Here is a 13471-nt window from a genome sequence, read left to right on the forward strand (position 1 = left end):
GCCTTGTGAAGCATAGACAGTAAGTGCTTTATTTAGTGTACCCAGAAATAAGTTTATTCAGTATATAAATGCTGTTTAATGTAAAATTTTATAGTTTTATTATCTTGCCAGCGTAGACAAAGCCCGTCGTAGACATTCTCGACTCTCCGGTACTCAAAGGCGATCGCACTGGTCACAATTGCGGGAAACTGAAAGCAGATATATAAGGAGAGGAGAACCTAATGAGTTGGACTAAAGTTCTTGGAGTCGATGCACTTTCCCCAGGTGCGCGAGAAGTGGTGAAAGTTGGCAACCGGAAAATTCTGCTTTTGAATCACGAAAATCAGCTTTATGCTGTAGATAACAACTGTCCCCACTTAAAATTACCGTTGAAAAGTGGGAAAATTACTGAAAGTGGGGCAATAGTTTGTACCTTCCATCGCAGTGCTTTTGACCTGCGGACTGGTGAGGTACAAGGATGGTGTGCGTGGCCACCTGGTGTAGGTAAGGTACTCTCGTTGGTTTCACAACCAAAAACACTGCCAGTGTTTCCGATTCGTGTGGAAGAAGGCAATATCTGGGTTGATGTACAAGAGGAATAAACTCTCACCCTAAATTTACTGAAATAGGGTTGAGAAAAAAAGCAATAAAAACCCCAGCCAATGAGTTTAGCTGGGGTTTCTATTAAAATTTACCTATTTCAAAGATATAGGAATCATGGAATGAGAAAATACAACATCTTCTCAAGCAGTTTCAACACTTTGCTGTGATGTAATGTTGGATTGTGTGTTACTACCATTGCCAGCTTCTATAGAAGCTGTAGCATTTTGAGATTGGCCTAAATTGACTTTGAATACCTTACTTTGCTCTTGCTCCAGTTTGGGTAAAGTCAAAATTAAAATCCCATCTTTCAGGTCTGCCTTAACTTGTTGATTCTGAACTTTGGTTGGCAGAGGAATTACTCTAGCGAACTTGCCATACCGGAATTCCGAATGCACTTTATCCTTAGATTGGGAATGTTTTTCGTAACGATGCTCACCAGCAATCGAAACTGCATCTTGAGTAACTTGAACATCCAAGTCTTTACCTTCCACGCCTGGAATCTCAACTCTTAATAGCAACTCTGAACCATTATCATGTAATTCAACCGCAGGTACCCACGCTGTTCTCGGTGATGCAGAAATATCTGAGTTACCACGCTCGGCTACTGTCAGATCAGAGAATAGTTGATCCATTTGACGACGCAGAATCTCCATTTCACGGAATGGTTCCCAACGAATGAGTGCCATATTTCAATCTCTCCTTAACTTTCTAATTCAATTTTGGGTAATCAATCAAAGTTTTAGAGGTATTTTTTAGAGAGGAGCTTTATTTGCTTTGTTTCTTCTCTCTAGTAAGTAATTTAATAAAAGAAGAATCTAAAAACAGTTGGGTAAACCGTACAGACATAGGTTGGATTTACCGTATCAAACAAAACAATCATCAAAAGCTTGAGAATAGTTAATGTCAAAGGAAGTAGGCAATCATAAATTAAACTAGATTATGTAATGTAAATTTAATTAAATTCCCTTATGGTTAGAAGCTCTAGCCCGATGCTAAAGGCTAGAGCCACTGATTCTTCTCTCGACGGAGACGCTGCCTTCAGCCAGACATCAGACCTCTTGCACAAATGCAAAATTTGCCCACCCTGCGGGATCTTGCTACATCCCCCTTCTCCCAATATTGGGCTACGGTGTACACACAAGTCGAAAAAAGCTTGATTTTCCATTGTTTTCTCGTTAATCTCGTTCCCATACTCTGTATGGGAATGCCTGATTTAGGGGCTGTTGCCTCCAGTCAGATATTGAGTCAGAGACTCAATGAATGCATTCCCAGTCCGAGACTGGGAACGAGGAAAGTCAAGGTTTTTAGGACTTGTGTGTACACCGTAGAGATTTAGGGTGAGGACTTTTGATTCATGCAATAGGTCTATTGAGTCTCTCACTCAATGAATGTATTCCCCGGCGACAGCCCAGGAAAGAGTCAAGCCTCATCAATTTAGGTTTTTAAGGCTTGTGTGTACACCATAGCTTTGGCTATTTGGGGTTCTTCGAGTTTAATTAAGTAATAGTTCTCCTGGCTCATCTGTAACTTTTCCATACACCCTGTGCTGAAGTATGGTGGTAAGCGACGATGATTTTATTTACAATCTGGTGATAGAGTTTTGCTTTCTGATTTCATGTTCAGTTTTATTCAAAAAATTATTCCTGATTGAAAATTAACTTAGTAACTGATATGGATGCTCAAAAAATAAAAATTTTATTAGTTGATGACAACTTAGAGAATTTACATTTTTTATCAGACATCCTTCAACACCAAGGTTATCAGGTACAAAGTGTCATTTCTGGACAATTGGCAATCAAGACGGCACTTGCTTCTCCTCCAGATTTGCTTTTATTAAATGTTCTTATTATAGAGAGGGATGGTTATGAAGTATGTCAATCTTTGAAAGCTAACGATCAAACTCAAGAAATCCCGATAATTCTTTTCGGAATTTGCGATGATTTTTTTGAAAAAATAAACGTCTTAAACTTAGGTGATATTGACTATATTACTCAACCATTCAAAACTGAAGAAGTTTTATTACGCATCCACAATCAACTCACTCTCCAAAGACTGAAAAAACAGTTAAAAGAAAAAAATGACCAACTGCAACAGGAAATTCAAGAGCGTCAATGGATTACAGTTGAGTTAAATATTCGCAACCGACAAATAGAAGATATTTTTAAAGAAATTCCCGTTAGCATTAGCAAAGCCTTTTGTAGAGAAGTTTATCAAAGCGAACGCCTTGTAGTCGAAGCCGCCCTCAAGAAGAGTGAAAGTCAGTATCGCCTCCTAGTGGAGACATCCCAGGACATGATTTGGTCGGTGGACATTGATGGATTAATTACCTTTGTCAATCCAGCAGTCAAGCAGATTTATGGCTACGAACCGCAAGAAATGATCGGGCGTGCCTTAATTGATTTCATCTCATCTACACAAGTTGCTCAAGATAAAGTAGCCTTTGAGCGTGTTCTTCAGGGAAAGTCTATCTTCCAGCATGAAACTACCTGTGTGGCTAAAGATGGTACCTTACTTTATCTAATGTTGAATGCGATCGCCTTACGCAACGAAGAGGGTCAGGTTATAGGCATGACAGGCACTGGTAGTAATATTACGCAGCGCCGAGGCGTAGAAAAATTACTCCAAGAAAGCGCGATTAAGCTCCGCAATCATAATCTAGTGCTAACACAATTGGCACAAAATCAGACGCTTTATCAGGGTGATTTGAAAGCAGCCTTGAGTAAAATCACAGAAACAGCTGTCAAAAATATTGGGGTGGAGCGAGCTAGTGTCTGGCTGTATGACGAAACAGGCATGAAAATCCAGTGTTTTGATCTATTTGAAGGCAGTAGCAATCAACATAGTGAAGGACTTTTCTTGTCAGCGGTAAACTATCCAATTTATTTTGCAGCTTTGCAGCAAGAACAACCAATCGCCGCAGATGATGCTCAGACCGATCCCAGAACTAAAGAATTTTCTGCCTCTTACTCAAGATTAAACATCACCTCTATACTCGATACACCCGTTAGGCTGGAGGGAAAGACCGTAGGAGTTTTATGCCTGGAGGCGGTGGGAGTTACGCATCATTGGACGCTAGAAGACCAAAATTTCGCTCGCTCTCTGGGCAATTTAGTATCTTTGGTATTGGAGGCAAAAGAACGCCAACGCGCAGAAGCAGCGCGACGGGCTTCTGAAGAAAAGTTAGCGTCAGCTTTCCGGTCATCTCCCGATCCAATTGCCTTAATTACTGTTGCCAACAAACGCTACATCGAAGTAAACGACAGCTTTTGTCGGTTTTTTGGTTATTCTCGTTCTCAGGTAATCGATCGCACCGATGAAGAATTGCATATTTGGGTGAATCCAGAAGAATATAATTTTCTCATCAACATCCTGCAACAAGCAAAAGCCATCCGCAACTATGAGATTGATGTCTGCACAGCAACAGGAGAAATCAGGACAACACTGTTGAGTGCAGAAATGATCGAGATTGATGGGCAATGGTACGTACTGGGAACTGCCAAAGATATTACTGAACGCAAGCAGGCAGAAAATGAAAGCCGTTTGTTACTGTTAACAACCCAAGCTATCACTCGCGCCAGTGATGTCAACAGCGCCTTAGCAGTGGTCTTGCGCTTAATTTGTCACACCATTGGCTGGGATTTTGGTGAAGCCTGGATACCTAATGAAGATGGGACTGTTTTAGAACACAGTCTGGGCTGGTACGGGGAAGAAAGCAGTTTAGAAGAATTCTGCCAGCAAAGCCAAACGGTGAAATTTGCTCTGGGAGCGGGATTACCAGGAAGAGTTTGGCAGAACCAAGAACCAGAATGGATAGAAGATGTTTCTAAAGTTACAAAAACAGTTTTCTTGCGTAGGCGTAGCCCGCCGCAGGCATGGCCACAAGCCGCAAAGGTAGGATTCAAAGCTGGTTTTGGTGTTCCCATACTGGCTGGGAACCAAGTATTAGCTGTTTTAGTATTTTTTAAACGTAGCTCAGTATTGGTAGATCGGCGTCTGCTTTTGCTAGTCAGTGCTGTTGCGGCTCAATTGGGTGGCTTGATTGAGCGCAAAACCTTAGAACAAGAACTAGCACTCAGAGAAGCTCGTCTCAATGCCTTTTTTAGCAGTGCCCCCGTCGGCATGAATATTGTAGATAACCAGCTGCGGTTTGTGCAAATCAACCAACTGCTAGCGGAGATTAATGGACTACCCCAGCAAGATCATATTGGCAAGACCATCTATGAAGTCTTACCCGACATCGCCCCTTTAGTAGAACCAATTTATCAACAGGTTCTGGTAACTGGTCAACCCATTCTCAATCAAGAATTAAGTAGCACATCAATCAAACACCCAGATATTATCCGCCACTTCTTAGCTTCTTATTTTCCGATTGTTGGTGAAGGCGATCGCCCCTCTGGTGTTGGCACAGTTTTAGTAGAAATTAGCGAACTACATGCAGCGCTACGCGAACGCAAACACGTCGAACAAGAACTGCGTTTAGCCAACGAACGCCTACAATATCTGCTCACATCTAGCCCTGTAGTCATTTATAGCAGCAAAACATCAGAGGATTTTAGCATTACTTTTATCAGTGAAAACGTTAAAGAAATGGTGGGCTACGAAGCGCGGGAATTTATCGATAACTCCAGTTTTTGGCTTTATCGCGTCCATCCACAAGATATTGAACTGATCTCGGAAAAATTTTCTCACCTTATTAAGCAGGAGTACATTTCTTACGAATACCGTTGGTTGCACGCTGACGGAACTTATCACTGGTTCTACGAAGAGATGAGGTTAATTCGTGACGAAGCAAATTCCCCGATCGAATGGGTTGGTTATTGGGCAGACATTAACGATCGCAAATTGGCAGAACTAGCTTTGCAGTCAGGACAGCAACGATATCAACTTCTCGCAGAAGCCTCACCAGCTTGTATATTTCATACTGATGTGGATGGCAATGTTTTATATTTTAATCAACGCTGGAGTGAAATTACTGGATGTAGTTTAGAAAATTCTCTGGGAATAGGTTGGGCAAATGCTATACATCCAGACGACCGCGAGCAGCTATTGTTGGCATGGAATCAAGCAACAGTTGCGAAGTCAACCTATAAGTACGAACATCGTTTCTTGCATGATGATAATACAGTTGTCTGGGCAATTTGTCATGCTTTGCCAGAATTTAGAGATGATGGAGAAATTAAAGGCTACATAGGTACAATTACAGATATTACCGAGAGAAAATTGGCAGAAGAAGCCTTGCGTGAGAGTGCAGAGCGAGAAAGAGCGATCGCGCAAGTGATTCAAAGAATGCGCCAAACACTGGATTTAGAGACGATATTTGCGGCTACAACCGAAGAATTACGCCAAGTACTCAACTGCGATCGGGTTGTTGTCTATCGTTTCAATCCCGACTGGAATGGGGAATTTGTTTCTGAATCAGTGGGTAACGATTGGATTTCTCTCATAGAAGAACACAACAACGATCCTCATCTCACAGAAGGTGTTTTACAAGATGGGCGTTGTCTAGCGAAAATTTTGGATAGCGCAGATAACCAGGTGGAATATCCCGATCTGCAAGTAACCCCAGGTGCAAGTTTCCTCTGTGTCCCAGACATTTACAACGCTGAGTTTCATCCTGCTTATATCAATCTCTTAGAGCGCTTTCAGGCCAAAGCCTACATTATTGTTCCGATTTTACATGGTAGTCAGCTTTGGGGATTGCTGGCGAGTTATCAAAATTCCGATCCCCGCCAATGGAAATCGGGAGAAATCAACATCGTAGTTCAAATTGGCAATCAGTTGGGTGTTGCTTTACAGCAGGCACAATTGCTAGCGCAAACTCAAAGGCAGTCACAAGCATTGCAAGAAGCTGTGATCGTTGCTGATGCTGCTAACCGTGCCAAAAGCGAATTCCTCGCTAACATGAGTCACGAACTGCGTACCCCACTCAATGCCATCCTTGGTTTTACCCAAGTCATGAGCCACGATCGTGATTTATCAACTGAACATCAGCAAAATCTAGCAATTATCAATCGTGCTGGCGAACATCTCCTGAATTTAATCAACGATATTTTGGAAATGTCTAAAATCGAAGCTGGCAGAATAACCTTAAATCTCAATAGTTTTGACTTAATTCGCCTCTTGGAAAACCTCGAAGAGATGTTGCGCTTCCGCGCCACCTCCAAAGGATTGGAATTGGTCTTTGAATATACATCTCACCTTCCCCAATACATCCAAGTTGACGAAAGTAAACTGCGTCAAGTCTTGCTTAACCTCCTGGGAAATGCCATCAAATTTACCGATACTGGCAGGGTGACGCTGCGAGTGGGGATGGGGAGTGGGGATTTGGAAGCAGGGGAGCAGGGGGAGCAGGGGGAGCAGGGGGAGCAGAGGAGAATAATTAATCCCCTATACCCATACCCAATGCCCAATACCCAATCCCCAATCCCCAATTCCCAATTCCTAACCTTTGAGGTACAAGATACTGGCCGCGGTATTGCTTCACAAGAAATTGACTTGCTATTTGAAGCTTTTGGGCAAACTGAAACCGGAAGAAAATCGCAGCAGGGAACAGGACTAGGTTTAGCAATTAGCCGCAAATATGTGCAACTAATGGGAGGAGATATTAGCGTCACCAGTACTATTGGCGAGGGAAGTAAATTTATTTTTGATATTCAAATTGGTCTAGCCACAGTCAGCGAAATCCAGATCCAACAAATTAGACCCCAAGTTATTAGTTTAGCGCCTGCTCAAAGTGAATACCGTATTTTAGTGGTTGATGATTCCACAGACAGCCGCTTAGTGTTAAAGAAAATTCTTACATCTATCGGTTTTGTAGTCCAGGAAGCAATAAATGGCATTGAAGCGATCGCACTTTGGCAAACATGGCAACCACATCTGATCTTAATGGATATGCGGATGCCAATTATGGACGGCTACGAAGCCACAAAAGTTATTAAAACTAGAGAAGAAACCTCAATCCAAAATACCGAATCCCAAATCTCCAATTGGAAGACCATTATTATTGCCTTAACTGCTAATGCTTTTGAGGAACAACGAGAGGCAATAATCAAAGCGGGTTGCGATGATTATATTAACAAGCCTTTCCGCGAGGAGGAATTACTAGAAAAGTTGAGCGAATATTTAGGAGTTCAATATATTTATCAAGAAAAAACCTATCAGTTAACAAACCTAAAGCAACAAAGACCAAAATCAATGTTGACACTCACAGATTTAGTAACTCTATTATCTGAAATGTCGCCTGAATGGGTGAAACAGGTGTATACTGCCGCAGCTCAATGTAGTGATGACCTGATTTTAGAATTGATTGAGCAAATCCCTTCAGAAAATGCTGTACTGCAAAATTTTATCAAGAATTTAGCTCATGATTTTCAGTTTGAGAAAATCATGGAATTGACGAGTATTGCAGGAGTCTTATCCAGTTAATCAAAATTGATGGTTAAGCAAGTTCGTAGTAAGGACTTTAGTCCTTAATTTTCTCAGCACTAAAGTTCTTACTACAAACTTCCATTTTAAATTTTAGATTTTTCTTTCAATTCAAAGTCCAAAATTCAAAATGATTTTACCGTAAACGTCCCGATCGCAATGTACTGATAATTAACCACAAACCCAATAAACTAGCGACTGCAAAGAGGGTGGTGCTTAAAAAAGATAGCTGAGTTGTCTGCGCTCTGGTGGAAATAATTGCCGCACCCATAATCAGCGAACCCACTAATATACTAAAAGATAGTCGGTTAGCGGCATCATCCATAGTGCGCCGCACACCATCTAACCCCCGCAGCGATAAATTCCACTGTAAGGTTTCTGAGGTAACTCGGTCTAATAATAGTTCAATTTGGCGAGGAGATTGGAGAGACAGACTTTTAATATCTAAGGCTGTCCGTAATAGCGATCGCACTGGATTATCACCCAGTAATTGCCGACGAAATAAGTCTGTAATTAATGGTTTGACTTCATCAAAAAAATTAAGCTCTGGGTTGAATGTCCGCGCTACACCTTCTAAATTCGCTAGGGTTTTAGCATACAAACCCATATTACTAGGCAACCTAATTTTATTGTTGCGGGCAACTTGTAAAACTTCATAAATTATCTGACTGAAGTTTATTTGTGTGAGGCTGACATTGTGATACTTTCGCAACATGCGATCGTAATCATTTTCTAACCGTGATAAAATAACTGGTTGAGCAGAATCTGATAGCTGCAAAGTTAACTGAGCGCACCTTTGAGCATCTAAATCAACGATCGCTAACAACATCTCTGTTAATATCTGCTGTGTCCGGGGATCGAGTCTTCCCACCATGCCACAATCTAAGAGAGCCACACGCCCATCTTTGAGATAAAACAAGTTTCCTGGATGGGGATCGGCGTGAAAAAAGCCATCAATATATAGTTGCTGGAAAAATACCCGAAACAACAAAGTAGTTATTTCTTTACGCTTTTCGGCAGGGTCTTTAATGTTAGGGTCATTATCCAAATCTGCCGCCAGGAACGGCACTCCATCCAGCCATTCCATTACCAGTAATTTCTCTGTGGTCAACTCCCAGTTAATTTCCGCCACCACTATTTGTGTGGGATCGTACCAGCGACTCTTGGATAAGTTGCGCCGCAGCTGATCTGTAAAACCCGCTTCCCGTGTAAAATCTAACTCGGCTTCTAAGGCTTTAGTAAATTCTTCGGCGGTAGATTTGATTTCGTAGGTTTGACCAAACTCAGTCCGCGCCACTAAATCGGCAATACCTTGAATTAAAGCAATATCTTGGGCAATAGTAATATCAATTCCCGGACGTTGCACTTTTAAAGCGACTTCTCGACCGTCTGCTAGTGTAGCCCGATGTGTCTGAGCAATTGATCCGGCTGCTACCGGGATCGGGTTAACTGTGCTGAAGGTTTCTGCTAATGGACGTTTTAATTCTTTGCGAAGAATTATTTCTATCTCTGACCAAGGAACTGGCGGTACTTCATCTTGTAGAGTTGACAATTCCTCAATATAGGAGGCGCTCAGTAAGTCGGGGCGGGTAGAGAGTAGCTGGCCAAGTTTGACGTAAACTGGCCCCAAGTCTACCAGAATATTTTTTAAAACCGCAGGTGTTGGCAGCTGGGGTTCATCAGCTTTGCCACCAGTAAGCAACCTTCGCATATAGTCCCAGCCATTGCGAAGGAAGACTTCCAGGATTTCTCGTTGACGGGGAACAGTTTGGGTGAGGAACATTTTTGTAAAAAACTGCAAAGAGGCAGAGGAGTTAAAGAGGTAGGCAGCAGGGGATGACAATACAAGGGAAATCGGCTCTAGTTTTGATGCTGGTTAAAGTTTTGCTAGCTCGTCACTAGAACAGGAATCCCCACCGTGTAATAAGCGATGGGAACAAGAAAATCCTTTGGACGGAGAAATATATTTTGGATAGGCAGTAATAGAGTCGATTGCCATTGTCTTGGCCAGAGGCTCAAAGCTAATAATGTCCATAACTGTCAGATAAAATAACAGACAGTCAAGTTATAATGGGAAAATAGACTTTTTCGCCTCTGCCAAGGGTTCTAACTTTTATAGCAGGTCAGTAAATCGGGAATCACTTTGGAGAATTTTAAGGATCTGCTTGATTTCCTGGGTACGTTCTTTTTTGACAACGAGGGTGACATTGCGATCGCGCACAATCACCACATCCTCTAAACCAATAGTAACAACTACATCTTCTGGATTTGAGGCGTAAATAATCGCCCCTTGCGTATCTAAACCTACGTGAGTAGCGAGTTCCACGTTTGGAGTATCTTCCGTTTTCAGTAAACGTTCGATCGCATTCCAATCTCCTAAATCATCCCAACCAAAATCAACTGGCAAAACGTATGCTAGAGTTGTCTTTTCCATTAACGCATAGTCTATACTCTTCTTAGGCAACTGGGGATAGATATCAGGGCCATGTTGTTCTAAAGGTTCGATAATTTCTGGAGCATGGGTATGTAGTTCCTTGAGAACAACCCCTGCCCGAAAAACGAACATTCCACTATTCCAGCTAAAACGTCCCGTAGATAAAAAAGTCTCTGCCGTTTCTCGGTCGGGCTTTTCAGTAAAGCGGTTCACGTGATAAGCTGGCAACTCATTAAAGCTACCTATTTTTTCACCTTGTTCAATGTAGCCGTAACCGGTTGATGGAAAAGTAGGCTTGATCCCCAGTGTAACGATCGCTGCTGTGCTTGTTGCCAGTTGCGTAGCTGCATTTAATGTGTGTGCAAACGCCTCTTGGTTAGCAATCCAGTGGTCAGCAGGGAAAAAGCCAATCACAGCGTCTTCACCATAGCGCTGTTTGATTTCTAAACTTGTCCAAGCAACGGCTGCGGCAGTGTCTCTGCCTTCCGACTCAATCAGCAAGTTTTCAACTGGTAGATCGGGTAGTTGTTGTCTTACGCCTTCAGCTATCTGACTAGAAGTGATAACCCACAAGGAATCCCACCCGCCACCGAGTTCAATCAATCGATCGGCGGTTGCTTGTAATAAACTTCTAGAGCTACCATCAAGACTTAAAAATTGCTTGGGTCGGTCTTTGCGGCTTAGGGGCCAAAAACGTTCACCTTTACCACCAGCTAGGATTACGGGGAACAATAAAGTATTCATGTTGTCATACACGCCTACCGAAGAACATTACAAGTTTACAGTGAGCTTTTCCACTGGCAATATTTGTAGCTTGGATTAACATACTTTTAGGGAGTGGTTGAGTGGGGAGATAATTGTGATAAAACAAGTCGAATGGTCGGAAAATCCGGTTACGTCTCAGCAAGTAGTAGAGTTTGAAAGTGACGTGCGATCGTCGCAACTTCAACGGACAGAAAATCAAGTAATACCAGCACCAGTAGCCGACTCAGAGGAGGAGGTCGAACTAAACCAGCCAGCGAATCCGAACCGTAGCGTCGTCGAATCTGTGGGCGCGTTTCCCAATCAGCTTTCTGAGAGACTGGGTTTAACCATGCCTCGATGGCTGTTATGGTTTATGACGGTTGTCATTGGCATCATCTTATCTGGGCTGCTGGTGTCAACGTTAGCGCTGTGGACTCCTTTATGGAGCAATCTAGATCGAACAGATGAAGATTTAGGAACTACTGCTAAAGATGAAGTAAAAATCCCATTACCAGGGGAGTTATGGAGCAAACTCTCCCAGTACAAGCTTTCACGTCCGATGAATATTTTAATCATGGGGATTGAACCAGTCAGCGGTACCGTTGATGGCTCACCTGAAAGCTTTGCAGGGAAAAGCGACTCTATGCTACTGGTACGACTGAACCCTAGTGAAAAATCTGTAAGGGTGCTTTCCATTCCCAGAGATACAATGATCGCCATCCCCGAAAAGGGAGAAAAGGGATTAACTAAGGTATCTGATGCCAATGCCAAAGGCGGCCCAGTCTTGGCTGCACGGGTAGTTAGCCGTACCTTAAACAACGCCCCAATCGATCGCTACATTCGTATTTCTACCAGCGGCTTACGGCAGTTAGTCGATCAGTTAGGCGGTGTAGAAGTCTTTGTTCCCCAATCAATGGAATATAAAGACTCTAGCAGTCGGCTGTCGATTAATTTAGTCAGTGGCTGGCAAACCCTGAATGGCGAACAAGCAGAACAGTTTGCCCGATTCCGCGAACCAGGTTTGGGAGATTTGCCGAGAGTGCAGCGTCAGCAAGCACTAACAGCAGCCCTGCTGCAACGCTTAAATAGTCCTACCGTCTTACCCAGGTTGCCTCAATTAACTCGCCTAATGCGAAAATATTTTGATACCAACCTGAAGATGGAAGAAATGATGGCGTTGGTCAATTTCGGACTCAACCTAGATCGGGATAATTTCCAAATGACTGTGTTGCCTGGTACCTTTAGCCGCTTTAGCAAAGACCCTGATAGCTATTGGCTAAATATGACTGGACAACAGAGCCTGTTGAATGATTATGTTGGGGTAAATGTACCTGGTCTAAAACCAGATATGCGTCAGGTTCCTAACCTCAAAATTGCTATTCAAAATGCTTCAAATCAACCTCAGCTAACTGAAAAAGTTATTGCTTATCTCAAACAGAAAGGCTTTAATAATATTTACAAAGTGCCTGATTGGCCAGATACCCAACGTCAAACTCAGATTATTGTCCAAAAAGGCAACCGACGAGTTGGGGTTGATTTGCAAAAAGTCTTAGGCTTGGGTCAAATCGAGGTATCTGCCATTGGTGATTTAGAATCCGATCTGACAATCCGCATTGGGAAAGATTGGAAATAGCTAAGAGTCATTAGTCATTAGTCATTGGTTAAATGACAAAGCGCAAAGTCTGAGCGGAGGTTTCCTCTGCTCAGAACTTTGTAAGATAGGACTAATGACAAATCAAATAATAAAGTTATGAAAAAGATTTTACTGCGCTTTTTGGGTTTGATTGTAATTTTACTACTAGCCTTTGGGTGGATAATACTTAATCCTAAGCCGGCTTTTGCTCAGATAAACACAATCAATTACAACAATATAAATCTAGAAAATCGTGACTTTTCTCATGCTGATTTGGCAGGTGTAACTTTTGTAGCAGCAGAAATGCGGGGGACAAATTTTCAAGGAGCGAATTTAACCAACGCAATTCTGACTAAAGGAGTTTTATTAAAGGCAAATTTGGAAGATGCAAACTTGAGCGGTGCTTTAGTCGATCGCGCCACTATGGATGGTGCTAACCTGAAAAATGCCATCTTTACGGAAGCAACTTTGACCCGCAGCCGCTTTTATGATGCTGATGTCACTGGTGCTGATTTTACCGATGCTTTAATTGACCGCTATCAAGTGTCGCTGCTGTGTGAAAGAGCCGACGGCGTAAATCCAGTTACGGGCGTGTCAACGCGAGATAGTTTGGGTTGTAAGTAAAAAATCTCCACGTTGAGCATAGAAACAAA

7 protein-coding genes are annotated in these 13471 nt (G+C 42.5%); 4 read left to right on the plus strand and 3 right to left on the minus strand.

The features are described 5' to 3' along the window. The first annotated feature begins 221 nt into the window (after window positions 1-221). Window positions 222-581, plus strand: a complete 360-nt coding sequence (locus CDG76_RS09975) for a Rieske (2Fe-2S) protein (protein WP_094348887.1) — start codon at window positions 222-224, stop codon at window positions 579-581. Window positions 582-722: 141 nt separating this feature from the next. On the opposite strand, the gene CDG76_RS09980 is transcribed toward CDG76_RS09975, so the two are convergent. Next, the gene (locus tag CDG76_RS09980) at window positions 723-1268 is read right to left on the minus strand and encodes an Hsp20/alpha crystallin family protein (RefSeq protein ID WP_094348888.1); all 546 of its coding nucleotides are present in this window, start codon (window positions 1266-1268) and stop codon (window positions 723-725) included. A 985-nt stretch (window positions 1269-2253) separates the two neighbouring features. Between CDG76_RS09980 and CDG76_RS09990 the strand changes: the two genes are divergently transcribed. Then, a complete protein-coding gene (locus tag CDG76_RS09990; protein WP_094348890.1) occupies window positions 2254-8007 on the plus strand; it encodes a PAS domain S-box protein in 5754 nt (1917 codons plus the stop codon). A 136-nt stretch (window positions 8008-8143) separates the two neighbouring features. On the opposite strand, the gene CDG76_RS09995 is transcribed toward CDG76_RS09990, so the two are convergent. Continuing rightward, window positions 8144-9790, minus strand: coding sequence for an ABC1 kinase family protein (locus tag CDG76_RS09995; RefSeq protein ID WP_094348891.1), 1647 nt, complete (start codon window positions 9788-9790; stop codon window positions 8144-8146). A gap of 330 nt (window positions 9791-10120) precedes the next feature. Further along, complete coding sequence (locus tag CDG76_RS10005; RefSeq protein WP_094348892.1) at window positions 10121-11185, minus strand: mannose-1-phosphate guanylyltransferase; 1065 nt, start codon at window positions 11183-11185, stop codon at window positions 10121-10123. Between the two features lie 115 nt (window positions 11186-11300). Here CDG76_RS10005 and CDG76_RS10010 point away from each other — a divergent pair, with 115 nt between their 5' ends. Beyond that, complete coding sequence (locus tag CDG76_RS10010; protein ID WP_094348893.1) at window positions 11301-12818, plus strand: LCP family protein; 1518 nt, start codon at window positions 11301-11303, stop codon at window positions 12816-12818. Between the two features lie 117 nt (window positions 12819-12935). Beyond that, complete coding sequence (locus CDG76_RS10015) at window positions 12936-13442, plus strand: pentapeptide repeat-containing protein (protein ID WP_094348894.1); 507 nt, start codon at window positions 12936-12938, stop codon at window positions 13440-13442. The last annotated feature ends 29 nt before the right edge of the window (window positions 13443-13471 follow it).

Source organism: Nostoc sp. 'Peltigera membranacea cyanobiont' 210A, assembly GCF_002246015.1.
GTDB lineage: Bacteria > Cyanobacteriota > Cyanobacteriia > Cyanobacteriales > Nostocaceae > Nostoc.